25 protein-coding genes are annotated in these 23,186 nt (G+C 74.2%); 14 read left to right on the top strand and 11 right to left on the bottom strand.

Annotated elements, in window-relative coordinates; translation table 11 throughout:
• Positions 1-9: 9 nt before the first annotated feature.
• Together AC5RWQ_RS19715 and AC5RWQ_RS19710 are read left to right on the top strand one after the other, a co-directional pair.
• Positions 10-1,080: an ABC transporter ATP-binding protein gene (locus AC5RWQ_RS19715; RefSeq protein WP_494284173.1), complete on the top strand. Its 1,071-nt coding sequence runs from the start codon at positions 10-12 to the stop codon at positions 1,078-1,080.
• On the top strand, positions 1,077-2,165 hold the full coding sequence (locus AC5RWQ_RS19710; RefSeq protein ID WP_494284172.1) for an ABC transporter ATP-binding protein: 1,089 nt from the start codon (positions 1,077-1,079) through the stop codon (positions 2,163-2,165). Before AC5RWQ_RS19715 ends, AC5RWQ_RS19710 begins: the two co-directional genes overlap by 4 nt.
• Positions 2,166-2,186: 21 nt before the next feature.
• Here AC5RWQ_RS19710 and AC5RWQ_RS19705 read toward each other — a convergent pair whose 3' ends face one another.
• Positions 2,187-2,807, bottom strand: a complete 621-nt coding sequence (locus AC5RWQ_RS19705) for a TetR/AcrR family transcriptional regulator (protein ID WP_494284171.1) — start codon at positions 2,805-2,807, stop codon at positions 2,187-2,189.
• 91 nt (positions 2,808-2,898) lie between these two features.
• Between AC5RWQ_RS19705 and AC5RWQ_RS19700 the strand changes: the two genes are divergently transcribed.
• Positions 2,899-3,555 (top strand): PH domain-containing protein, encoded by a 657-nt coding sequence (locus AC5RWQ_RS19700; RefSeq protein ID WP_494284170.1) that lies wholly within the window; start codon positions 2,899-2,901, stop codon positions 3,553-3,555.
• 52 nt (positions 3,556-3,607) lie between these two features.
• Here the strand turns inward: AC5RWQ_RS19700 and AC5RWQ_RS19695 are convergent, their stop codons facing one another.
• Positions 3,608-4,414 carry an SDR family oxidoreductase gene (locus AC5RWQ_RS19695; RefSeq protein WP_494284169.1) on the bottom strand — a complete coding sequence of 269 codons (807 nt, stop codon included), beginning with the start codon at positions 4,412-4,414 and terminating at the stop codon, positions 3,608-3,610.
• Between the two features lie 75 nt (positions 4,415-4,489).
• On the opposite strand from AC5RWQ_RS19695, the gene AC5RWQ_RS19690 reads away from it, so the two are divergent.
• Positions 4,490-5,908: an RtcB family protein gene (locus tag AC5RWQ_RS19690; RefSeq protein ID WP_494284168.1), complete on the top strand. Its 1,419-nt coding sequence runs from the start codon at positions 4,490-4,492 to the stop codon at positions 5,906-5,908.
• Between the two features lie 10 nt (positions 5,909-5,918).
• Here the strand turns inward: AC5RWQ_RS19690 and AC5RWQ_RS19685 are convergent, their stop codons facing one another.
• Positions 5,919-6,356 carry an archease gene (locus AC5RWQ_RS19685; RefSeq protein ID WP_494284310.1) on the bottom strand — a complete coding sequence of 146 codons (438 nt, stop codon included), beginning with the start codon at positions 6,354-6,356 and terminating at the stop codon, positions 5,919-5,921.
• A gap of 117 nt (positions 6,357-6,473) precedes the next feature.
• The gene (locus AC5RWQ_RS19680) at positions 6,474-7,157 is read right to left on the bottom strand and encodes an esterase/lipase family protein (protein WP_494284167.1); all 684 of its coding nucleotides are present in this window, start codon (positions 7,155-7,157) and stop codon (positions 6,474-6,476) included.
• Positions 7,158-7,363: 206 nt separating this feature from the next.
• On the opposite strand from AC5RWQ_RS19680, the gene AC5RWQ_RS19675 reads away from it, so the two are divergent.
• Positions 7,364-7,969 carry an MBL fold metallo-hydrolase gene (locus tag AC5RWQ_RS19675; protein WP_494284166.1) on the top strand — a complete coding sequence of 202 codons (606 nt, stop codon included), beginning with the start codon at positions 7,364-7,366 and terminating at the stop codon, positions 7,967-7,969.
• Here the strand turns inward: AC5RWQ_RS19675 and AC5RWQ_RS19670 are convergent.
• Positions 7,936-8,691: a B3/B4 domain-containing protein gene (locus AC5RWQ_RS19670; RefSeq protein ID WP_494284165.1), complete on the bottom strand. Its 756-nt coding sequence runs from the start codon at positions 8,689-8,691 to the stop codon at positions 7,936-7,938. The genes AC5RWQ_RS19675 and AC5RWQ_RS19670 overlap by 34 nt on opposite strands.
• Before the next feature lie 11 nt (positions 8,692-8,702).
• Positions 8,703-9,317 (bottom strand): LysE family translocator, encoded by a 615-nt coding sequence (locus tag AC5RWQ_RS19665; protein WP_494284164.1) that lies wholly within the window; start codon positions 9,315-9,317, stop codon positions 8,703-8,705.
• Positions 9,318-9,346: 29 nt separating this feature from the next.
• Between AC5RWQ_RS19665 and pdxR the strand changes: the two genes are divergently transcribed.
• Positions 9,347-10,825, top strand: coding sequence for a MocR-like pyridoxine biosynthesis transcription factor PdxR (gene pdxR, locus AC5RWQ_RS19660; protein WP_494284163.1), 1,479 nt, complete (start codon positions 9,347-9,349; stop codon positions 10,823-10,825).
• 16 nt (positions 10,826-10,841) lie between these two features.
• Here the strand turns inward: pdxR and AC5RWQ_RS19655 are convergent, their stop codons facing one another.
• Positions 10,842-11,813 carry a helix-turn-helix transcriptional regulator gene (locus tag AC5RWQ_RS19655; RefSeq protein ID WP_494284162.1) on the bottom strand — a complete coding sequence of 324 codons (972 nt, stop codon included), beginning with the start codon at positions 11,811-11,813 and terminating at the stop codon, positions 10,842-10,844.
• A 44-nt stretch (positions 11,814-11,857) separates the two neighbouring features.
• Between AC5RWQ_RS19655 and AC5RWQ_RS19650 the strand changes: the two genes are divergently transcribed.
• Together AC5RWQ_RS19650 and AC5RWQ_RS19645 are read left to right on the top strand one after the other, a co-directional pair.
• Positions 11,858-12,334, top strand: a complete 477-nt coding sequence (locus AC5RWQ_RS19650) for a hypothetical protein (RefSeq protein WP_494284161.1) — start codon at positions 11,858-11,860, stop codon at positions 12,332-12,334.
• The gene (locus tag AC5RWQ_RS19645; RefSeq protein WP_494284160.1) at positions 12,331-12,789 is read left to right on the top strand and encodes a hypothetical protein; all 459 of its coding nucleotides are present in this window, start codon (positions 12,331-12,333) and stop codon (positions 12,787-12,789) included. The genes AC5RWQ_RS19650 and AC5RWQ_RS19645 overlap by 4 nt, the downstream gene beginning before the upstream one ends.
• A 12-nt stretch (positions 12,790-12,801) precedes the next feature.
• Here the strand turns inward: AC5RWQ_RS19645 and AC5RWQ_RS19640 are convergent, their stop codons facing one another.
• The gene (locus tag AC5RWQ_RS19640) at positions 12,802-13,458 is read right to left on the bottom strand and encodes a TetR/AcrR family transcriptional regulator (RefSeq protein WP_494284159.1); all 657 of its coding nucleotides are present in this window, start codon (positions 13,456-13,458) and stop codon (positions 12,802-12,804) included.
• 114 nt (positions 13,459-13,572) lie between these two features.
• On the opposite strand from AC5RWQ_RS19640, the gene AC5RWQ_RS19635 reads away from it, so the two are divergent.
• The 3 genes from AC5RWQ_RS19635 (at position 13,573) to AC5RWQ_RS19625 (ending at position 16,929) form a co-directional block, all read left to right on the top strand.
• Positions 13,573-15,078: a flavin-containing monooxygenase gene (locus AC5RWQ_RS19635; protein ID WP_494284158.1), complete on the top strand. Its 1,506-nt coding sequence runs from the start codon at positions 13,573-13,575 to the stop codon at positions 15,076-15,078.
• A gap of 64 nt (positions 15,079-15,142) precedes the next feature.
• The gene (locus tag AC5RWQ_RS19630; RefSeq protein ID WP_494284157.1) at positions 15,143-16,051 is read left to right on the top strand and encodes an SDR family NAD(P)-dependent oxidoreductase; all 909 of its coding nucleotides are present in this window, start codon (positions 15,143-15,145) and stop codon (positions 16,049-16,051) included.
• On the top strand, positions 16,048-16,929 hold the full coding sequence (locus AC5RWQ_RS19625; protein WP_494284156.1) for an alpha/beta fold hydrolase: 882 nt from the start codon (positions 16,048-16,050) through the stop codon (positions 16,927-16,929). The genes AC5RWQ_RS19630 and AC5RWQ_RS19625 overlap by 4 nt, the downstream gene beginning before the upstream one ends.
• Before the next feature lie 24 nt (positions 16,930-16,953).
• Here AC5RWQ_RS19625 and AC5RWQ_RS19620 read toward each other — a convergent pair whose 3' ends face one another.
• Entirely contained in the window at positions 16,954-18,396 is a 1,443-nt protein-coding gene (locus AC5RWQ_RS19620; protein ID WP_494284155.1) for a cryptochrome/photolyase family protein, read from the bottom strand.
• A 65-nt stretch (positions 18,397-18,461) separates the two neighbouring features.
• Positions 18,462-19,355, bottom strand: coding sequence for a glycosyltransferase family 2 protein (locus tag AC5RWQ_RS19615; RefSeq protein WP_494284154.1), 894 nt, complete (start codon positions 19,353-19,355; stop codon positions 18,462-18,464).
• 98 nt (positions 19,356-19,453) lie between these two features.
• On the opposite strand from AC5RWQ_RS19615, the gene AC5RWQ_RS19610 reads away from it, so the two are divergent.
• From AC5RWQ_RS19610 to AC5RWQ_RS19600, 3 genes are all read left to right on the top strand, one after another.
• Positions 19,454-20,569, top strand: a complete 1,116-nt coding sequence (locus tag AC5RWQ_RS19610; protein ID WP_494284153.1) for a CapA family protein — start codon at positions 19,454-19,456, stop codon at positions 20,567-20,569.
• Between the two features lie 73 nt (positions 20,570-20,642).
• Entirely contained in the window at positions 20,643-21,305 is a 663-nt protein-coding gene (locus AC5RWQ_RS19605; RefSeq protein ID WP_494284152.1) for a GntR family transcriptional regulator, read from the top strand.
• Positions 21,302-22,609 carry an MFS transporter gene (locus AC5RWQ_RS19600; RefSeq protein WP_494284151.1) on the top strand — a complete coding sequence of 436 codons (1,308 nt, stop codon included), beginning with the start codon at positions 21,302-21,304 and terminating at the stop codon, positions 22,607-22,609. Before AC5RWQ_RS19605 ends, AC5RWQ_RS19600 begins: the two co-directional genes overlap by 4 nt.
• A 35-nt stretch (positions 22,610-22,644) precedes the next feature.
• Here AC5RWQ_RS19600 and AC5RWQ_RS19595 read toward each other — a convergent pair whose 3' ends face one another.
• Positions 22,645-23,058: a hypothetical protein gene (locus AC5RWQ_RS19595; RefSeq protein WP_494284150.1), complete on the bottom strand. Its 414-nt coding sequence runs from the start codon at positions 23,056-23,058 to the stop codon at positions 22,645-22,647.
• Positions 23,059-23,186 lie beyond the last annotated feature (128 nt).

Below are 23,186 nucleotides of genomic sequence, written 5' to 3'. Positions count from 1 at the left end.
AGGGTGGCGATGACGGATACGGCTGTCCCGGCGCCGCGCCGGGAAACGGGCCCCTACCTGCGGGTGGAGGAGCTGCAGGTCAGCTTCGACACCGCCGACGGAGTGGTGCGGGCGGTGGACGGGGTGTCGTTCACCGTCGCCCAGGGGCGAACACTGGGCATCGTCGGCGAGTCGGGCTCCGGCAAGAGCGTGACCTCGCTGGCGATCATGGGTCTGCACGACCCCCGGCGTACCCGGGTCTCGGGGCGGATCCTCCTCGGCGGGCGGGACCTGGTCGGCCTGCCGGAGGAGGGAATGCGCCGGTTGCGGGGCCGGGACCTGTCGATGATCTTCCAGGATCCGTTGTCGGCGTTGCACCCGTACTACCCGGTGGGTCGGCAGATCGCCGAGGCGTACCGGGTGCATCACCCGGGGGCGGGGCGGCGGGAGGCGCGGGCCCGGTCGGTGGACATGCTGGGCCGGGTGGGGATTCCGCAGCCGGGGCGGCGGTTCGAGCAGTATCCGCATGAGTTCTCGGGTGGGATGCGGCAGCGGGCGATGATCGCGATGGCGTTGGTCAACGATCCGGATCTGGTGATCGCCGACGAGCCGACGACGGCGTTGGACGTGACGGTGCAGGCGCAGATCCTGGATCTGTTGGCCGATCTTCAGTCCGAGTTCCACTCGGCGATCATCCTGATCACGCATGACCTGGGGGTGGTGGCGCAGGTCGCGGACGATGTCCTGGTGATGTACGGGGGCCGGGCGGTGGAGCGGGGGAGTGTGGCGCAGGTGCTGCGGCGGCCGCAGCATCCGTACACCTGGGGTCTGCTGTCGAGCGTGCCGTCGTTGCACGGTGACGCCGACGCGGACCTGCTGCCCATCCCGGGCAACCCGCCATCGTTGATCAACCTGCCGTCGGGGTGTGCGTTCCACCCCCGCTGCCGCTACGCCGGCCGCAACGGCACCCGGTCGTCCACGGAGGTGCCCGAGCTGCGGCAGGTGGTCGAGCGGGGACACCTGGTCGCCTGCCACCTGCCGGAGGCCGAGCGGCAACGGATCCACCAGACGGAGATCGCGGGGCAGGGGGTGGCCCGGTGAACGCCGTCGACGCCAGCCTCCCGGCCGGCGCCCCCGCGCGACCCGCCGCCGAACCCCTGCTGCGGGTGCGCGGGCTGACGAAGCACTTCCCGGTGCGCACCGGTTTCCGCGGCAGGGGTCTGGTCCGCGCGGTGGACGGCCTTGACTTCGACGTGCGCCCGGGCGAGACCCTCGGGCTGGTGGGGGAGTCCGGCTGCGGCAAGACGACCACGGGCCGGATGCTGGTCCGGCTGCTGGAACCGACCGCCGGCTCGATCGAGTTCGCGGGGCGCGACATCACCCACGCCCGGCGGGGTGCGCTGCGGCCGTTGCGGCAGGACCTGCAGATCATCTTCCAGGACCCGTACGCGTCGTTGAACCCCCGACACACCGTCGGCCGGATCGTCGCGATGCCGTTGCAGGTCAATCACATCGACCCACCCGGCGGGGTCAAGAAGCGGGTGCAGGAGCTGCTGGAGCTGGTCGGGTTGAACCCGGAGCACTACAACCGGTACCCGCACGAGTTCTCCGGCGGGCAGCGCCAACGTATCGGCATCGCCCGCGCGCTGGCCCTGCGGCCGAAGCTGATCGTGGCCGACGAACCGGTGTCGGCGTTGGACGTCTCGATCCAGGCGCAGGTGGTGAACCTGCTGCGCGACCTGCAACGCGATCTCGACCTGGCGTTCGTGTTCATCGCCCACGACCTGGCCGTGGTCCGGCACTTCTGCCAACGCGTCGCCGTCATGTACCTCGGGAAGATCGTCGAGATCGGCGACCGTGCGGACATCTACGAACGGCCGCAGCACCCGTACACCAAGGCGCTGCTCTCGGCGATTCCCGACGTGACGACCCTCGCCCCGGCCGGTCGCATCCGCCTGACCGGCGACGTGCCCACCCCGCTGGACCCGCCCTCGGGCTGCCGCTTCCGCACCCGCTGCTGGAAGGCCCAGGAGAGCTGCGCCACCGACGAACCGGCCCTGGTGCCCCGCGACGACGCCCGGCAGGCCGCCGCCTGCCACTTCCCCGAGGGGGAACCGGTCAACCCGGGCCCGGAAGGGCCACCGGCCGGCACGAGCCCGGAGATGGAGGCGGGACGGGCGCCCTGAGAGTCGATCGGGGCGGTCGCCTCAGGCCCGGTCGCGGCCGGCCCCCACGTCGGCGGGCCCCATGATCAGGTCGAGCTGGGCGTCGAGCGCGGCCAGTGCGGTCTCCGCCGGGTAGTGACCGCCGAGCAGATAGACCCCGAGCCCCTCCACGACGGCCAGCAACCCCACCGCCGCCCGGTCCGGGTCGACCCGCCGGTCCGCCGGCCGGCCGGCCCGGATCTGCCCGGCCATGAACGCCAGCAACCCGGCGGTCTCCTGGTGCAGCCCGGCGGCCACCTCGGGGCGCACGGCCGTGTACGCCAGGAACGCCAGCGCCACCCGGCCGTCGGCCCGGCGCGCCTCGTCGAGCGGGAGCAGCTCGACGAGCATGGTCCGCAGCAGTGCCCGCGGTGCGGGGTCCGGGCCGAGCGCGGCGATGGCCGCCCCGATCCGCGCCTCGTGATGCTCGTGCACCACCGACAGGGCGAAGGTCATCATCTCGGCCCGGGTACGGAAGTAGTGCTGGACCATCCCGGAGGAGACCCCGGCCTCGGCGGCCACGTGTCGCAGGCTCACCGCCTCCAGTCCACGTTCCGCCGCCACCCGCATCAGGGCGTCGGCGATCAGGGTGCGGCGCTCCCGGTGGTCCACCCGCTTCGGCACCACCCCATGTTTTCACAATGCGACCGCATTGACGCGAACCCTTCCGGCGTTTTACATTGCGACTGCAATGCAAAAACGTGAGGAGTCTCTGATGGGACGCGACGGTCGGATCCCGACGCTGCTACGCCGTGCCGTCGCGTACGAACTGGGCATGTGGCGCAGCCTCGGGTCGTGGCTCCTGCGCCGGCCGGTCACCCGCCCGCCGGGCGCTGACGTCTTCAGCTATAGCGGGGTGGTGACCCCCATCCTCGGCGTCTTCATCGCCCTCTCCGCGATCGAGATCCCCGTCTTCGACCTGATCCTGCGGCACACCCTTCCGTGGCCGTGGCTCCGGCACACCGTGCTCGGGCTCGGCATCTGGGGCCTGCTCTGGATGATCGGACTGCTCGCCAGCCTGCGGCAGCACCCCCACGTCGTCGGTGACGACGGGCTGCGAATCCGGTCCGGGACCTCGGTCGACCTCCGGGTGCCGTGGACGGCGGTCGCCACCGTCTCCGCCCGCTACCGCTCACTGCCGTCCAGCCGGACCATCCAGGTCGAGCACGAGGCGGAAGCGGCGATCCTGCACGTGGGCGCCGGCAGCCAGACCAGCGTCGACGTCGTGCTGCGCGAGCCGGTCTCCTTCCTGCTGCCCGCCGGCGAGAGTGCGCCGATGACCGAGGTGCGCTTCTACGCCGACGACCCGGGCGCGCTGGTCGTCCGGGCCCGCCGGCACCTGGCGGCCCGACTTCCCGGGGCGGACCGCTGACCGGGCTCCGCCCGACGCCCGGCATCGACGCCTCCAACAGCGGCGGGGCGGGTCAGACCGAACGCCACTCGTCCGACGGCAGCGCCGCCGCCTGCGGGCCCATCATCAGCATCCCGCCGTCCACCGGCCAGGACGCCCCCGTGACGTACGCGGCGGCGGGGGAGGCGAGCAGCGCGACCACCGCCGCGATCTCCCGGGCGTCACCGGGCCGCCCCACCGGCACGCCCGGCCGCTCCTGGGTGAACGGGTCGACGTCCTCCTGCCCGGTCATCGGGGTGGCGACCTCGCCGGGGGCCACCGCGTTGACGGTGATGCCGTCGGCGGCCAGCTCCTGCGCCATCACCTTGGTCAGCAGCCCCAGCCCGCCCTTCGCGGCGCAGTACGCGGCCGACCCGACCCGGGGCGCGTGCTCGTGCACGCTGGTGATGTTGACGATCCGCCCGCCCTTACCCGCCCGGCGCATCCGCCGGGCGGCTCGCTGGGAGCAGAGGAAGGGGCCGTCCAGGTCCACCGCGAGCACCTCGCGCCACTGCTCCCAGCCGGTGTCGACGAACGGGGTGGCGATGCCGGTGCCCGCGTTGTTGACCAGCACACCGATCCCGCCGAGCCGGTCGGCCAACTCGTCGACCACGACGGCGGCGTCCGGCAGCCGGGTCAGGTCCAGCTCGGCGACCTCGCAGCGGCGGCCGGCGGCGCCGACCTCACCGGCGGTACGGTCGGCGCCCTGCGCGTCGCCGTACCAGGTGATGCCGATGTCGAAGCCCGCCTCGGCTAGCGCGACCGCGCAGGCCTTGCCGATGCCGGAGTCCGCGCCGGTGACGACGGCGATCCGGGGGTAGTTCTCGTATCGCTGGGGCATGCTGCCGCACTACCCCGCGCCTCCCGCTCCAACCACGCCAGGTGTGAGGAGCTCTCCGGCGGGTAGCCGCGACACATGGAGCTGGTCGAGGAGTCGCCGTACCGGTTCCGCATCGACCGGCGGGACCCGATGCGGGTGCCGGGCGTGGTGTTCGCGTCGCGCCCGTTGCTGCCTGACGCCGGTGCGGACCGGTCGCTGGAGCAGGTGGCCAACGTCGCCACGCTGCCCGGCATCGTCGGCGCCTCGTACGCCATGCCCGACGTGCACTGGGGCTACGGCTTCCCGATCGGCGGCGTGGCCGCCACCGACCTGGCCGCCGGCGGCGTGGTCTCGCCCGGCGGCGTCGGGTTCGACATCTCCTGCGGGGTACGGCTGCTCGCCGCCGACCTGGAGCGCGCCGACCTCGACGGCGCGCTGGAGGCGGTGATGGACGGCCTGAGCGCGGCGACCCCGCGCGGCATGGGCCGGGGCGCGGTGTGGCAGCTCACCGACCGGGCCGAGCTGGACGCGGTGCTGCGCGGCGGATCCCGGTACGCCGTCGAGCGCGGCCAGGGCGTGGCCCGTGACCTGGACCGCTGCGAGGACTCCGGCGCGGTCGCCGACGCCGACCCGGCGCAGGTCAGCGAGCGGGCGGTGCAGCGGGGCCAGCAGCAGGTGGGCAGTCTCGGCTCCGGCAACCACTTCCTCGAGGTGCAGGTCGTCGACGAGATCCTCGATCCGGGCGTGGCGAGCGCCTTCGGGCTGCGCGCCGGCCAGGTCTGCATCATGATCCACTGTGGCTCCCGCGGCCTCGGGCACCAGATCTGCACCGACCACGTCCGGGCGATGGAGAAGGCCATGCCCCGGTACGGCATCGAGGTGCCGGACCGGCAGCTGGCCTGCGCGCCGGTCGACTCCCCGGAGGGGCGGGCCTACCTCGGGGCGATGGCCGCCGCCGCCAACTACGCCCGGGCCAACCGGCAGCTGCTGGCCGAGGCCGCCCGCCGGGTCTTCACCGCGCGGACCGGCCGCGCCCTGGATCTGGTCTACGACGTCTCGCACAACCTGGCCAAGATCGAGACGCACGAGGTGGACGGGGCGCCGCGCCGGCTCTGCGTGCACCGCAAGGGCGCCACCCGGGCGTTGCCGCCCGGGCACCCGGACCTGCCCGAGGAGCTGCGTCCGGTCGGGCAACCGGTGCTCATCCCCGGCTCGATGGGCACCCCCTCGTACGTGCTGACCGGGGTCCCCGGCGCCCCCGCGTTCGCCTCCACCTGCCACGGCGCGGGTCGGGTGCAGAGCCGCCGGCAGGCCACGAAGGCCGGCCGGGGCCACGATCCGCGTCGCGAGATCGAGGCCCGGGACATCGCCGTACGCGGGGCGTCCCGGCGGGGCCTGGCCGAGGAGATGCCGGCGGCGTACAAGGACATCACCGCGGTGATCGAGGCGGCCGAGGGCGCCGGGCTGTGCCGGCAGGTGGCTCGGCTGGTGCCGATCGGCGTGGTGAAGGGCTGACCCCGCGCTCTCAGACGTCGACCGTCACCGCGCAGCACCAGCCGTCCGTCGTGCGGGCGAAGCGCAGCGCGTGCAGGGACACCGCCTTCGGCACCGCGCCGATCAGCTCCACCGCGTCGGTGTCGACGGTGCGCCAGCGCACCCGCAGACCGTCGCCGGCCCGTTCCACCTCGGTGGCCAGCGGCAGCCGCCCCTCGGTCTCCAGCCGGAAGATCATTTCGTCCAGGACGCCCACCAGCAGGTCATCGTCGCTGCCCGGCGGCAGGTCGACCGTCACCACGTCGTCCGGCTGGGTGCCGGTGCTGTCGACGAAGGTCTCCACCAGCGCGTCGACCGCCTCGGCGAGGCAGCTCTCCCGGTCCGGCGCCCACGCCTCGATGCGTACGTCGGCGGTGTGCGGCACCCGGCGGTGCCCGTACCCGGGTCGTCGCTCCACGCCCCCGATCATCCCCCCGCCGTGGGCCGACGGGGTGCGGATCCGTCGCACCGGGGGCAGCCGACCCGCCGGCCGGGACCGGGCGGGTCCGGAGCCGCCGCCCGGTGCGGGCGGGCGACGGCGCCGTGATCACTGGTTGACGAAGTCCCGGACCTGCCCGTAGATGGTGGCGTCCGTGTGCAGGCTGGTGTGCGACACGCAGCCCGCGAGGGTGTTGCCCGCGCCGGAGAGCACCGTGCTGTCGACCGGGTTGATCACACCGTCGCAGTTCGACCGCCAGGTGCCGTACGCCGGGACTCCGGGGGTCTCGTCGCTCGCGTTGAGATTGGCCAGGAAGGTCGAGCCGATCCGCATCTCCGCGCAGGCGGTGCTGAAGCAGACGTTGGCCGAGGTGGTGCCGTGGTTCGGGCCGCCGAGGGAGACCCAGCGGTCCACTTTGGCCCCGCCGTTGAGGTTCTTCAGGTAGTAGCGGGAGGAGAGGCCACCCATCGAGTGGGTGATGATGTCCACCTTCGTCGCGCCGGTGGTGGCGAGCAGCTTGTCGACCTCCTGGGCGACCTGCTGGGCGGTGGTGGCGTTCGACTGGCTGGTGTTGTAGGAGAAGGCGCGCAGGCTGCTCGACGGCCAGCCGTCGGCCTGGAACCGGCTGATCATCGTGTTCCAGGTGCTCGCGCTGCTGTTCCAGCCGTGCACGAACAGGATCGGATTGCTCGACGCGGTGTAGGTGCTGGCCTGTGCGGGAGTGGGCGCTACGGCGACGGCGGTGACCGCCACGGCCACCGCGAGCAGCCACCTGCTGATGCGCGTCCTCATGGTCATTCCTCTTTCTCGGGTGCACGCGGACAGGGGGGGTCCGCGGACCGATGCCCGGGAGGTCGTCGGGCGGAGGTCCGCGGAGGGGCCGGGTGCTTTGGTGTGGCGAATGTTACTCACGGGTTGCCTTTCGATGTCAATACATCTATTTGTGCTGGCCGCGCCACGGACAGCGACGCGGACAGGGTCAGCGGTAGCGTCAGCCGATGCGGATCACCAAGTACACCCACGCCTGCGTACGCATCGAGCACGACGGCCGGGTGCTGGTCGTCGACCCGGGCAGCTGGAGCGAGCCGTACGCGCTGGTCGGGGCGGACGCCGTCCTGGTCACCCATGAGCACACCGACCACGTCGACGTGCTGCGGCTGGCCGGCCTGGGCGTGCCGGTGTTCGCCCCCGAGGAGGCCGAGCTGCCGGCGACCGCCCCGCTGCCGGTGACCCGGGTCGGCGTGGGGGAGCGGTTCACCGCCGCCGGCTTCGCGGTGACCGCGGTGGGTGGGCGGCACGCCGTCATCCACGACGGCGAGCCGAGCTGCGCCAACCTCGGCTACCTGATCGACGACGCGGTCTACCACCCGGGCGACTCGCTGCACCTGCCCGGGCAGCCGGTGGAGACGTTGCTGCTGCCGGCCCAGGGGTCCTGGCTGAAGCTGACCGAGGCGATCGGGTTCGCTCAGGCGGTCGGGGCGACGCGGATCCACCCGATCCACGACGCCCAGCTCAACTCCCGCGGCCTGGCCAGCGTGAACGGCTGGTTCGGCGAGACGCTCGGCGCCGGCTACCGGTACCTCGCCCCGGGCGAGACCGCCTGACCGGGCCGGCCGTCGAGGGTCGGCCGGTCCGCCACCTCGTACCCCGCAGCGGCGTCGGTCAGCACCGCCGACCGCGTGTCGGCCCGCCAGCCCTCGGCCAGCTCGGCGACGAGGACGGCCAGCAGCGCCGGCACGTCCTCGCCGGCGCGGGTGTGCATCGCCTCGACCACGACCAGCACGTCACGGGTGCCGTCGCGGACCGCCGACCAGCCGCTCTGCCGGTTGGTCCATCGCCGGGCGTGCGCCCGGCCGGCGTCGTCGGCGAAGATCACCTCGCCGGGGTCGGGCCGCTCGGTGTCGCCGGCGAAGGTCAGGTACTCCTCGTCGCCGCGCGCATGCCGGACGACCAGGTCGCCGTCGATCCGGTCCCGGTCGAACACCCCGACCGGGACAGCGAACGCCAGCGAGACCGCGTTGCAGAGGTCGACCAGCGGGTGCAGCCGGGGCAGCGACCCCTCGCGGCGGTAGCGGCGCAGCAGCGACTCGGCGGCGCACCGGTACCGGGTCGGCGGCAGGCCCATCGCCGCGAACGTCCGACGCCAGGCCTGGATCTCCGGGAAGCCGCTCTCGGTCCCGCCGGCCAACCGGTTCCGCGCGATCGTGGCGAAGTGCTCGATCCGGTCGTCCACCGCCGGATGGTCGGTGAGCCCCTCGGCGGCGAGAACGCCGGCCACCAGTTCCGGGTGGGCCGAGCGGACGGCGGGGGAGTGCTGAAAGCGCATGACGATGATTCCTATCCGTCGGCGAGCAGGAGGGAGACGCCGAGCGCGAGGAACGACCCGGCGAAGGCGCGGCGCAACCAGTCGGTCAGCCGTGGCCGGGCCAGCACCCGGTCGCGCACGGCGCCGGCGAAGATCCCGTACCCGGCGAAGACCACGAAGGTGGCCAGCATGAACACCGCGCCGCAGGCCAGCATCCGCGCGGGCGCGTCGGGCGCCTCGACGGGTACGAACTGGGGCAGGAACGCCACGAAGAAGAGCGTCGGCTTGGGGTTGAAGAGGTTGACCAGCACGGCCGAGAAGATCACCCGGTGGGCCGGGCGTGGGGCGGCGTCGGTCGCCCCGGACGCGAATCCGGAGCGGTCCCGCGCCGTCGCCCAGGCCAGCACCAGCAGGTACCCGGCGCCGAGCCAGGTGACCAGGTGGAACGCGGTGGCGCTGGCGTGCAGCAGCGCGGCGAGACCGGTGAGCGCCGCCGCCAGGTGCGGTACGACGCCGAGCGTGCAGCCGAGCGCGGCGACGACACCGGCGCGGCGGCCCCGGGACAGCCCGGCGGAGAGCGTGTAGACGACCCCGGTGCCGGGGGTGGCGACCACGACCAGCGTGGTGGCCAGGAAGGCGATGGTCACGACCTCCACCCTGCGGTGACAATGGTCCGGTGGCCAGAGCCAAACCGCACGTCTCCGAGGAGTCCATAACCGCCGGCTCCGATTTCCTCCAGCTCGACGTCGCCGCCGCCCCGCCCGGCGGCCGGGCCGAGTGGCTCGCCGGCGAGCTGCGTGCCGCGATCGCCGAGGGCCGGATCCCGCGCGGTGGACGGCTGCCTGCCAGCCGGGTGCTCGCCGCCGATCTGGGGGTGTCCCGGGGCGTGGTCACCGAGGCGTACCAGCGGTTGGCCGAGGAGGGGCGGGTGGCGGGGCGGGGCCGGGGCGGCACCGTCGTCGTGGCCGCCCCGGAGGTGGTCGCCTCGACGTCCACAGCGGTCGTACCGCCCTCGCCCGAGGCGCTCTTCGTTCCCGGACCCGGCACGGCGATCTTCGACGCGCTGCGCACCGCCCCCGCCCGGATCGACCTGACCCCGGGCGTACCCGATCTCGCGGCCTTCCCGCGGGCGGCCTGGCTGCGGGCCGAACGCGCGGTGCTGCGTCGGCTGGACGCGGCCGCCCTCGGGTACGGCGACCCGCGCGGCACCCCGGTGCTGCGCCGCGCCGTGGCCGAACGGCTCGCCCGCACCCGGGGCATCCGCGTCGACCCCGACGAGGTGGTGGTCGTCGCCGGGGTCTCCCAGGCGCTCGGCCTGCTCGCCCAGGTGCTGCACCCGCAGGGGGTGCACACGGTGGCCGTGGAGGACCCGGGCTCGCTCGGTGTCCGCCAGCACCTGGCGAACTGGCGGCTGGACACGCCGCCGGTGACGGTGGACGGGCGCGGGCTGCGGGTCGCCGAGCTGGCCGCCGCCGGGCACCCGGCCGTCCTGCTCACCCCCGCCCACCAGTTCCCCACCGGCGTGGTGCTGCACGGCGAGCGGCGCCGCCAGCTGCTCGACTGGGCCGGCCGGGGCGGGCTGATCCTGGAGGACGACTACGACGCCGAGCACCGGTACGACCGCCCGCCGGTGCCGGCGCTGCGCGGCGCCCTGCCCGACCGGGTCTGCTACACCGGCAGCGTCTCCAAGCTGCTCGCCCCCGCGCTGCGCACCGGCTGGGTGTTGGTGCCGCGCCGCCAGCACGACGCGCTGGTCGCCGCCAAGCGGATGGCCGATCTGGGCAACGCGGTGCTCCCGCAGCTCGTGCTGGCCGAGCTGATGACCACCGGCGACCTGGACCGGCACCTGCGGCTGCTGCGCCGCCGGCACGTCCGCCGCCGGGACGCCATGACCCGGGCGATCGCCGCGCACCTGCCGGGCGCGACAGTGCACGGCGCGGCCGCCGGGCTGCACCTCACCGTCACCTTCGGCGGTGGGCTGGTCGACGGGGAGCTCGCCGCGGCGGCACTGCGCCGCGGCGTGAAGACCCAGCCGCTGTCCTGGCACGCCCAGCGCCCGTACCCGCCGGGCCTGGTGCTGGGTTACGCGGCGAACACCGCCGGGGAGATCGAGGAGGGGGTGGCGACGATCGGTGCGGTACTGCGCGGTCGGTGACCGTGCCGGGCAACGGTCAATGGGCGTAGAGCGCGGCCAGTTCGACGGCCGTCGCCGCCAGCATCTCGCGCAGCTCCGTCGGCGCCAGCACCTCCACCTGGGCGCCGAGGCGCAGCAGGTCGCCGTGGGCGTGAGTCAGCGACTCGATCGGCACCACGGCGGTCACCCACCCGTCGGCGTCCGGCGGGCCGGCGGACGTCTCGGCGGCGGCGGCCACCAGCTCGCTGGCCACCTCCCGCAGCCGCTCCCGGCCGCGTGGCGACAGTCGGACCGTCGCTTCCTGCTGGTGCAGTCCGGCCCGGAAGTCGGCCACCTGCCCGCGCCACCAGGCGGCCAGGTCGAAGTCGGCCGGCCGGGTGAAGGACTCCGGCAGGGCGGTCAGCGCGAGGATCTGGTTGACCCGGTAGGTGGCCGGCCCGCGCCCGGCGTCGGCCACCACGTACCACCGGCCGCCCTTGAGCACCAGGCCGTACGGCGCCAGCACGGCGGTGCGCTCCCCGCGCCGCCAGCTGCGGTAGCGCACGCGTACCCGGTGCTGCCGCCACACCGCCTCCGCGGTGGACGCCAGGTGGGGCGAGGCGTCGCCGTCGGAGTACCAGTTCGGGGTGTCCAGGTGGAAGCGCTGGCGCACCGCGTCGGCCCGGTCCCGCAGCGCCGGCGGCAGCGCCGCGTCCAACTTCAGTTGCAGGGCGGCCACCACGGCGCCGTAGCCCAGCTCGGCGGCCGGGCCGGGCAGTCCGGCGAGGAAGAGCCGCTCGGCCTCCTCGGCGGTCAACCCGGTCAGCCGGGTACGCCAGCCGTCGACCAGCCGGTAGCCACCGGCGTGGCCGGCTTCCCCGTAGAGCGGGATGCCGGCCGCGTGCAGCGACTCGACGTCCCGGTAGACGGTGCGGGTGGACACGCCCAACCGCTGGGCAAGGTCGGCGGCGGTCAGCCGACCGTGCGTCTGGAGCAGCAGCAGGAGTGACAGCAGGCGACTGGCGCGCATTCCACTGACAGTAGCTGTCAGGGGACCCGGCCTACCGTCCCGGCATGGCCTTTCGAGACAAGGAGCTGCGGGTGCCCGGCGTGACCACGATCGCCGGCCGCCAGCTCAAGCGCTACCACATCGACCAGCCCGACCAGCCGATCACGCCGGAGGTGGAACGGGCCGCGTACGCCGTCCTGCCCGGCCTGCTGTCGTCGCCCGACGGTGGCACGCCGCCGGCCGGGTGGGTGGTGCTGCACCGGGGCACGGACCTCGGCGCCTACCTGCTGGCGTACACCTGGTTCTGGGACAACGTGGTGGAGTGCCGGATCGCGGTCGCCGGCCAGCCGGTGCTCGGCTGCCCGGACGACAACCCGGCGCGTTTCGTGCCGCTGGACCGGCCCGGGGTGGGCTGCGTCTGGGAGCTGGGGGTGCTGGAGCACGAGCGGGCCGCCTGGGTCCGGCACGTCCTGGCCCCCGACCGGCCCGACCTGGACGGCTACCTGGCCGACCAGCGCGCGGAAGGGCCGGTGGGCCGGTGAGCGGCGACTTCGACTTCCTGGTCGGCCGGTGGGACGTGGTGAACCGGCGCCTGGTGCGCCGGCACGTGGGCGGCGACGACTGGGACGAGTTCCCGGGCACCAGCGTGGCCCACCGGTTCTTCGACGGCGCGGGCAGCTTCGACGAGATGACCTGCCCGACGAAGGGCTTCTCCGGTTCCAGCCTGCGGATCCTGGACCCGGCGACCGGCGACTGGTCGATCTACTGGATGAACAGCCGCCGCGGGGTGCTGGAGGTGCCGCCGATGGTCGGCCGGTTCGCCGACGGCGTCGGCACCTTCTTCGCCGACGACACCGACGAGGGCCGCCCGATCCGGTGCCGGTTCGTCTGGTCGGGCATCACGCCGACCTCCTGCCGCTGGGAGCAGGCGTTCTCCACCGACGGCGAGCGGAGCTGGGAGACCAACTGGGTCATGGAGTTCACCCGGGCCGGCTGACGGGACGGGGGATCAGCGCGGGGGCGGATCCGTGCGTCGGTAGATGCCGCTCAGCCACACGTCGAGCAGCACGTCGACCACGTCCCGCTCGGCCACCGCCGGCCCGTCACCGGCGAAGGTGGCGTACAGGACCCGCTCGTTCATCGAGTTCAGCGCGACGGCCAGGTCGCGGGCGGGCAGGCCGGGCGGAGCGGCGCCCCGGCGGCGCTCCGCCTCGATCGCCGCCTCGACCGCCTGCACCCACCGGTGCAGCACGTTGGCCCAGAGCCGGCGTACCTCGGCGTTGGTGCCGCGGACCTGGGCGCAGGCGAGCACCACGGCCCGGTGCGCGCCGAAGATGGCGTGGAACCGGCTGATCAGCTCCCGCCAGCGGGCCCGCGGGTCATCGGCGAGCCGGTCCAGCACGTCGCCGGCGGCGGCGTCGGCCTCCTCGGTGACCCGGTCGAGCAGGGTGAGCAGTACCGCGTCCTTGGACGGGAAGTAGAAGTAGAACGTCGGCCGGGAGATGCCGGCGCCCCGGGCGAGGTCGTCGATGGAGATCTCGGCGAAGGCACGCTCCCCGAGGAGCCGCTCGGCGGTGCCGAGAATGGCCAGCTCACGCTCATCGCCGGCGGAACGCGCGGCCCGCCGGCCACGCCCCGTCCCGGCGGGGGTGCGGGCGGTCGTCATGGGCGTCGATGCTACACCGACCGGACGCGGTGTCGATCCCTCTCGACAGGGTGTTGACGGACGTCGACGATGGTGGATAGTGTCCGATCCTCTGCCCCGGACCCGGGAGATGCGATGGCCTCCGACCACGTCGACGTGCTCATCGTCGGTGCCGGCCTGTCCGGCATCGGCGCGGCCGTGCACCTGCGACGCAACTGTCCCGACAAGACGTACGCGGTCCTCGAGGCCCGCGGCGCGATCGGCGGCACCTGGGACCTGTTCCGCTACCCGGGCATCCGCTCCGACTCCGACATGTACACCCTCGGCTACTCGTTCAAGCCGTGGACCAACCCGAAGGCGATCGCCGACGGCGAGTCCATCCGCGGCTACGTGCGGGAGACCGCCCGGGAGTACGGCGTCGAGGAGCACATCCGCTTCCACCACCGGGTGGTCCGCGCCGAGTGGGACAGCGCGACCGCCCGCTGGACGGTCCACGCCCGGCGCGACGACACCGCCGAGGAGGTTGTGCTCACCTGCGCGTTCCTCTTCACCTGCTCCGGCTACTACCGCTACGACGAGGGCTACACCCCGCAGCTCCCGGGCGCCGACCGGTTCGCCGGCACGCTGGTGCACCCGCAGCACTGGCCCGAGGACCTCGACCACACCGGCAAGCGGGTGGTGGTGATCGGCAGCGGCGCCACCGCGGTGACCCTGGTGCCGGCGATGGCCGAGAAGGCCGCCCACGTCACCATGCTGCAGCGCTCACCCACCTACGTGATCTCCCTGCCCTCGCGGGACGTGGTCGCCGACACGCTGCGCCGCTGGCTGCCGGAGAAGGCCGTCTACCCGGTGGTGCGCTGGAAGAACGTGCTGCTCGGCACCGCCAACTTCCAGCTCAGCCGGCGCGCGCCGAAGGTGGTCAAGGGGCTGCTGCGCCGGGCCGCCAAGGGCCGGCTGCCGGTGGGCTACGACGTCGACCGGCACTTCTCGCCCCGCTACAACCCCTGGGACCAGCGGCTCTGCGTGGTGCCCGACGGCGACCTGTTCGACGCGGTGAAGGCCGGCCGCGCCTCGGTGGTCACCGACACCATCGACACCTTCACCGAGACGGGTCTGCGGCTCAGCTCCGGCGAGGAACTGGCGGCCGACGTGATCGTCACCGCCACCGGGTTGAACCTGCTCGCCTTCGGCGGGATGACCCTCGCCGTGGACGGCGTCGACGTCGACCTCGGTCGGACCGTCGCCTACAAGGGCATGATGATCTCCGGCGTGCCGAACTTCGCCATGACGATCGGCTACACCAACGCCTCCTGGACGCTGAAGGCCGATCTGGTCGCCACGTACGTCTGCCGGCTGCTGCGCCACCTGGACGCCACCGGTCAGCAGATCGTCACCCCGGTCGCCCCCACCGACGGCGAGCTGGAGCCGATCATCGACCTGAAGTCGGGATATGTGCTGCGCAGCGTCGACGCCTTGCCCAAGCAGGGCGCCCGCGCGCCGTGGCGGCTCTACCAGAACTACACCCGGGACGTGGTGCTGATGCGGCACGGCCGGCTCGCCGACGAGGGCGTGCGGTTCTCCCGGGCCACCCCGGCGCCGTCCACGCCGGACACCCGTACCGAGGGCGCCCCGGTCGGCTGACCGGGGCGCGCCCGCGCACCACCACACCACCGCCATTGCACCATCCGCGCAGCAAGGAGGCCGCGTGCGACCCTTTGACTTCCGTGCCGGGACCGCCGTGGTCACCGGCGCCGCCAGCGGAATAGGAGAGGCCGTCGCGCACGGCCTCGCCGCCCGCGGCAGCAATCTGGTCCTGCTCGACCGGGACGACGCCCGGCTCGACGCGGTGGCCGCCGCGATCCGCGCCGCCCACCCCGACCGGCGGGTGGAGACCCACGTGGTCGACCTCGCCGACCGGGCCGCGACCGCCCGGGTGGCCGCCGAACTGCTGGCCGCGCACCCGCGGATCCGGCTGCTGGTCAACAACGCCGGGGTCGCCCTCGGTGGCCGCTTCGACCAGGTCACCCTGGACGAGTTCAACTGGGTGCTCGACATCAACTTCCAGGCCGTGGTGCAGCTGACCCACGCGCTGCTGCCGGCGCTCAAGGCCGAGCCGGGTGCGCACCTGGTCAACGTCTCCAGCCTCTTCGGCATCATCGCCCCGGCCGGCCAGGCCGCCTACTCGGCCAGCAAGTTCGCCGTCCGCGGCTTCACCGAGGCGCTGCGCCACGAACTGGTCGACGACGGCGTCGGGGTGACCTCGGTCCACCCCGGCGGCATCGCCACCCGGATCGCCAGCAACGCGCGGATCGGCAGCGGCGTGGCCCCCGAGGAGTACGAGACGGGGCTGCGGCAGTTCGAGAAGCTGCTCTCCATCCCGCCGGCCAAGGCCGCCGAGGTGATCCTGCGCGGCGTGCAGAAGCGCCGCGGCCGGGTGCTGATCGGCTGGTCGGCGAAGCTGCCGGACCTGTTGGCCCGGCTCGCCCCGGCCTCGTACAACCGGCTGCTCGTCATCGGGCTCAACGCCGGCGCCGGGAAGCCCGCCGCCCAGGCCAGCGGCCGCGCCGCCGCCACCCCGGCCCCGGCCGACGTCTCCGCGGCGGACCCGGCATGAGCGCCGCGACCCCTGCCCGCCCCCGGCACGTCACCGTCGACGGCCGGCGGGTCCGCCACCGCATCGACGGCGACGGGCCGCCGGTGCTGCTGCTGCACGGCATCGGGCGTACGCTGCGCGACTTCACCGAGCAGCACGAGCTGCTCGCCCGAGGGTTCCGGGTGTACAGCGTCGACCTGCCGGGCCATGGCGGCTCGCTACCGATGGCGGGCGCCTGCACCCTGGCGGCGCTGGGCCGCTTCGTCGACCACTACCTCGACGCCGTCGGCGTCGACCAGCCGGTGCACGTGGTCGGCAACTCCCTCGGCGGGGCCGTGGCGATGCGGTTCGCGGCGGACCACCCGGACCGGGTGGCCAGCCTCGCCCTGGTCGGCAGCGCCGGCTTCGGCCAGGAGGTGACGATCGCGCTGCGGCTGATGGCCCTGCGTCCGCTGGCCCGGCTCCTGTCGCGCCCCAGCCGGGGGATCGCCCGCCGCACCGAACGGGCGATCTTCGCCGACCCCGCGTTCGCCACCGACGAGCGGATCGCCCACGCCCTCGAGGTGGCCCGCCAGCCGTACACCGGCCGGGTGATGCGGGAACTCGTCACCGACCTGGGCACCGTGCGCGGCGTCCGGCCACAGTGGCGCGAGGAACTGCTGACCGAGGTCGCCCGGCACGACATCCCCACCCTGGTGGTCTGGGGCGACCGCGACCTCATCCTGCCCGCCACGCACCTGGACGCGGCCCGGCAGCGCTTCCCCCGGGCCCACACCCACCTGTTCACCGGGTGCGGGCACATGCCGCAGATCGAGCGGGCCGAGGAGTTCCACCGGCTGCTGGTCGACTTCCTGGCCGCCGCCGAGGCGGGCGAGCAGGCCGCAGCCGGCCGACGGTGACCGGGAGCGGTGCCGGCGCGGGAGTCACGGCGGGGTGCCGCCCCGCTTCTCCTCCTGCGCCAGCACCGTCTCCCGGTGCTCCGGGTCGTCCCGGGCGGCCAGCTCGGCGGCGAGCCGCGGGTCGCCGGCCAGCTTCTGGCCGTTGCGGTACAGGAACGCCTCGAACCCACCGGTGTACGGGCAGGCGAGCTCGCCCAGCGCCCGGTCCGGCTGGTACCGGCAGCCACCGCAGTAGTCGCTGAGCTCGTCGATGTACCGACCGTCCACCGCGTACGGGCGGGTGTCCACCCGGGCCAGGTCGGCGTACTGGCTCATGCCGACCACCGTCGCGTTCATCACCCACTCGGCGCCGTCGACGAAGGACCGCTGGAACCAGTCCACCAGCTCGGCGGGGCGCCAGCCGCGCTGCAACGCGTAGTTGCCGAGCACCAGCAGCCGTTGGGCGTGGTGGGCCCAGGCCCGGTCGCGCACCCCGGCCAGCACGTCGGCCAGGCAGCGCGCCTGCACCGCGTCGGCGTCCAGCTCGACGAACCAGTCGGGCAGCGGCTCGGTCGCGGCGAGCCAGTCCATCCCCCGGAACTGCGGCTCGAAGTACCAGTACAGCTGCCACAGGAACTCGCGCCAGCCGAGCAGGCCACGGACGAACGCCTCCACCGCCGCGGCAGGGGCGTCGCCGTCGCGCCAGGCCGCCTCGGCGCGCCGGATCGCCGGCTCCGGGTCGAGCAGCCCGAGGTTGAACGACGAGGAGAGCGCGCTGTGTGCGAGCAGCGGGTCCCCGGCGCTCATCACCTCGCCGAAGCGGCCGTACTCCGGCAGCCGGTGCCGCAGGAAGTGGTCCAGCCGCTGCTGCGCTTCGGCGTGGGTGGCCGGATAGCCGCGGGGGGCGTCCCGGCCGACGAAGCGCACCCCGTCCTGCTCCCAGCGGTCCAGGTCGGCGCGGACCTGGGCGTCGATGTCGTCCTCGACGATCGGGGGCGGTGGTGGCACGTCCAGTGGGCGGGACCGGGCGGCGGCGCTGCGGGTCGGGCCCGGCCCGACGAGGATCTCGTGCCGGTGCTTGGCGTGCCGGTAGAAGTCGGTCATCCGCAGCTGCCCGCGCCGGGGCCGGTCCGCCCAGGCGGCGAAGTCGGCGCGGTCGGTGACGAAGCCGCGCGGCGGCAGCACCCGCACCTGCTCGACCGAGCGGGCGAACCGCAGTGTCGACCGGGCGCTGGGGTGGCACACCTCGACCGGAGCGTCGAGTTCGGCCAGTGCCGCCCGGAAGTTGCTGGTGCGCAGCAGCAGCGCCCGGTCGCCCAGCTCCGCGGCCCGGTGGCGTAGCCCGCTGAGGATCAGATGCGCCTTCTGCCGGTGCAGTGGCCGGCCCCGGAACAGCTCCGCGGCCTCGATCAGCAGCACCGGTTGGTTGTCGTCGTTCAGGAAGTGCGGCCCGAGTTGATCGGCGAGCAGCCACCGGCGGGGACCCATGTGTCGATTGTGCCGAGTCGGTCGTTGACGCGCCGTGGCGGGGTGGTGCGTGTCGGGTGACGGCCTCAGTCCGCGGGGGAGAGGGCCATCGCGGCGGAGGCGGGCGCGGGCCGGCGGGACGCGCGGCCCTCCAGCACCGCCAGGTCGGCCTCCACGCCCGCCGGCAGGCGCCGGCGCCGGCGGGCCACCCAGGGCAGCTCCCGGGCCGCGTCGAGCAGTCCGGCCCGCCGCTCCCGGTCGCGCCAGGTCCGCGCCACGACGTCGCGCACCACCCGCGGGGGGCGGCGCAGCGCCGCGGTGAGGACCGCGTTGCGCGCCTCCATCCGGCGGCGGGCCCGCGCGTCCCGGCCCGCCGGCAGGGGCAGGTGGTGCACCACCAGCTCCGGCACGTACGCCAGTTGCCAGCCGGCGGCGGCCAGGTCCATCGCCAGCAGCGCCTCCTCGCCGTACGTGCCGAGCCGTTCGGCGAAGCCGCCCACGGCGGTGAACGCCGCGCGGCGCAGCACCACCGCGCAGGCCAGGAAGCCCAGCACCGACGGGCCCGGCGCGCCCGGCGGGGCGCCCAGCGGCGCGCCGGCCATCTCCGCGCAGATCGGATCCGGCCGGCCCTCCCGGCCGACCAGCACCCGCGCGGTCAGCAGCCCGGTGCGGGGATGCTCCCGCAGGATCTCCGCCGCCCGGTCCAGCGCCCCCGGCGCCCAGTACGAGTCGTCGTCGGCGAAGGCCACGAAGGGGGTACGGGCCAGCGCCACCCCGATGTTGCGGGCGCCCCCCGCGCCCCGGTTGGCGGCCAGCGCCACCACCCGGACCTCGGGGAAGACCGCGGCGACCGCCTCCGGAGTGTCGTCGTCGGACCCGTTGTCCACCACGATGACCGGCCCGGGGTGCCGGGAGAGCACGTCGAGCAGTTGCTCGCGCCGGTTCCGGGTGGCCACCACCACCGTCACGTCCTGCCTCATGGCGGCCGTGGTACCCCGATCCGGACCGCTCACTCGGCCGGCGCGCGATTCCCGCCGCCGACGGGGTGCGAAGGCGCTCCGGACGGGAAGGCAGCGCCATGTCCGGTGACGGGGTGACCCTCTTCCTCGGCGGCGACGTGATGACCGGCCGCGGCGTCGACCAGATCCTGCCCCGACCGGGCTCGCCTGAGCTGCGGGAGCAGGCCGTCACCGACGCCCGCCGGTACGTGGAGCTGGCCGAGGCGGCCTCCGGTCCGGTCCCGCGCCCGGCTCCGCCGGACTGGCCGTGGGGGGAGGCGCTGCGGATCCTCGACGACCTGCGACCCGACGCGCGGATCGTCAACCTGGAGACCTCCGTGACCGGGCGGGGGGAGTTCGCCCCCGCGAAGGGCATCCACTACCGGATGCACCCGGACAATCTGGACTGCCTCCGCGCGGCCCGGCTCGACGTCTGCGCGCTGGCCAACAACCACGTGCTCGACTTCGGCCCGGAGGGGCTCGCCGACACCCTCGACGGGCTGCGCGGGATCGGCGTCACGCCGGCCGGAGCGGGCCGGGACGACGTCGAGGCGTGGCGTCCCGCCCGGCTCGACCTGGGCGGCGGCCGGCGGCTGCTGCTCTGGTCGGTGGGCACGCCGTCCAGCGGCATCCCGCCGCAGTGGGCGGCGACCGAGCGGCGACCCGGAGTGGCGTACCTGCCGGAGACGAGCGAGGCGTCGGCGGCCGCGCTCGCCGACCGGATCTGTCGGGTGGCCCGCCCTGGTGACCTGGTGGTGGTCTCCGTGCACTGGGGATCGAACTGGGGTTACCAGGTTCCGGCCGAGCAGGTGGGCTTCGCGCACCGGCTGGTCGAGGCCGGGGTGCACCTGGTGCACGGCCACTCGTCGCACCATCCGCGCCCGATCGAGGTCCATCGGGGCGGGCTCATCCTCTACGGCTGCGGGGACCTGATCGACGACTACGAGGGGATCGGGGGGCAGGATTCGTACCGGCCGGAGCTGCGCTTGCTGCACCTGCCCACGTTCGCGGCGGGCCGGCTGGTCCGGCTGCGGCTGGTCCCGGTGCGGATCAACCGGATGCGGCTGCAGCCGGCGGAGCCGGCCGTGGCCCACTGGCTCGCCGAGCTGGTCGACCGCCTGGGTGAGCCGTTCCGTACCCGCTTCGACCTCGGCGTGGACGGCGTGATCACCCTCCGCTCCGCTTGCTCGGGGTGAGGGCCGGTGTGGCCTGCCACACCTCCCGCCCACCCGCCGGACCGCCGCACCATGAGGGACGCATCATAGATACATGACGCATCCCAGCCCGCCGGCGCGGGTCGCCGCGCCGTCGGCCGCCGAACGCGCCTACCGGCACCTCAAGCAGGGAATCCTCGAGCAGGTCTACCCGGGTGGCCTGCTGATCAGTGAGGGCGAGATCGCCGAGGCCGCCGGGGTCTCCCGCACCCCGGTCCGGGAGGCGCTGCTCCGGCTGGAGGCCGAGGGCCTGGTGGCGCTCTACCCGAAGCGCGGGGCGCTGATCCGTCCCGTCTCCGCCCGGGAGATCACCGACGTCGTCGAGGCCCGCCGGCTGGTCGAGCTGCACGCCGCCGACCGGGTCTGGCCGCAGCGGCACACCCTGCGCCCGGTGCTCGCCGGCTGGCTGCAACGGATGCGCGAGGCGCACGCCGCCGGTGACCTGCGCGCGCTGATGGAGGCCGACCGGGCCTTCCACGCCAGCGTGGTCGAGGCCGCCGGCAACGAGATCCTCGCCGAGCTCTACCACCGGCTGCGCGACCGCCAGCTGCGGATGGGCGAGGCCAGTTTCCGGCTCTCGCCCGGCTGGGCCGACGTGGCCCTCGGCGAGCACGCCGCCCAGCTCGCCGCCCTCGACGGCGACGACCCGCAGGCCTGGCGGGACGCGGTCAGCGCGCACATCGACAACGCCGCCACCGTGCTGCGGACCCTGCGGTGACCGCGGCCCCGACCACCGCCCGCCGCTCCGCCGCGCTGATCTGGGCGGTGGCCGTCCTCGCCTACGTGGCCGCCGTGTTTCACCGCAGCTCGCTGGGCGTGACCGGGGTGGACGCGGCGCACCGCTTCGACATCAACGCCTCGGCCCTGGCCACCTTCTCCGTCGCCCAGCTCGCCGTCTACGCGGCCATGCAGGTGCCGGTCGGGGTGCTGCTCGACCGGTACGGCTCCCGCCGGCTGCTGCTCGTCGGCGGCGCGCTGATGGTCGCCGGCCAGCTCTGCTTCGCCGTCGCCACCGACGTACGCCTCGCCGTGGCCGCCCGGGTGCTGGTCGGCCTCGGCGACGCGATGACCTTCATCAGCGTGCTGCGCATCGTGGCGTTCTGGTTCCCGGGCCGGCGCAACCCGCTGCTGGTGCAGCTCACCGGCACCCTCGGCCAGCTCGGCGCGATCCTCGGCGCGGTGCCGCTGGTCGCGCTGCTGCACCACGCGGGCTGGACCCCGGCCTTCCTGACCGCCGCCGCGCTCGGCGCGACGGTGCTGGTGACGGTGGCCGTGGCGGTACGGGACACCCCGCACGTCGAACACGCCACCGCCGTCGCCCCGAGCCTGGCCACCGTACGGCGGGAACTCGCCGCCGCCTGGTCCCAGCCGGGCACCCGGCTGGGCCTGTGGACGCACTTCGTCACCCAGTTCTCCGGCGCGGTCTTCGCGCTGCTCTGGGGCTACCCGTTCCTGGTGCAGGGCCAGGGCATGTCGCCGACCGCCGCCGCGTCCCTGCTCACCCTGATGACGGTCGCCACGCTGCTCTGCGGGCCGGTCATCGCGCACCTCTGCGCCCGGCACCCGTTCCGCCGCTCGGTGCTGGTCTTTGCCATCACCGCCGCCACCGCCGCGATCTGGGCGGTGGTGCTGGCCTGGCCGGGGCCGGCGCCGCGCTGGCTGCTGGTCACCCTGGTGCTGGTGCTCGCGGTGAACGGCCCCGGCTCGGTGATCGGCTTCGACTACGCGCGCACCTTCAACCCGGTGCACCGGATCGGCAGCGCGACCGGGATCGTCAACGTCGGCGGCTTCGTCGCGTCAATCGTGCTGATCCTCGCGGTCGGCGTGGTGCTCGACCTGACCACGCCCGCCGGCGCTGCCACCCCGCCGCTGGACGCGTTCCGCTGGGCCTTCGCCGTGCAGTACCTGCTCTGGGCGCTCGGCGTGGTCCAGGTGCTGCGCTACCGCAACGCCGCCCGGCGCCGGCACGCCGCCGAGCGCGCGGCCGCGCCCGTACCCGCGGGGGCCGCCCCCGGCGCGTGACGACCGCCCTCCCGGCTCCGGCCGCGGGCGCTGCGTCAGCGCCGGCGGTGGGTGAGGGAGTCCAGCACCAGGGTCAGGCCCGCGCCGACCAGCCAGACGTCCTTGGCGAAGCCGATACCCGCCTGGGTCGGCTTCAGGCTGTTCGGCTCCCGCAGTCCGGGCGTCTTGACGTAGAGCTGCACCAGCCCGGCGCCGAACGCGGTCAGCCCCAGACCGCCCAGCAGCGACGGCACGAACGGGATGAGCAGGGCGGCGCCCAGGGCGATCTCCGCTCGGGACAGCAGCATGGCGAAGCGCGCCGCCTCCACCTGCCGCAGCTGTGGGATGGCCCCCACCGCCATCCCGTGTACCGCCTCGGCGGCCTCCCCCTCCAGGGTCCGCTTGCCCAGCCCCGAATTGAGGATGAACGCACCGATGCTGAGCCGTAACGGCGCATGTGTCAGCTTCATCTGCCCTCCCGTCCCTGCGACGCGACCGTGCCCCCGCCTACCCGACGTACGCCACCCCAATCCGCCCGGCACCGCTGGGCCGCCCGCGGTGATCGGCGGTAGGTTCGCGGAGAGGTCATCGCCACCGC

The sequence above is a fragment of the Micromonospora sp. BS32 genome (assembly GCF_059089345.1).
Note: the sequence above shows the minus strand (reverse complement) of the source record. Positions and strands in the feature narration are given on the sequence as shown.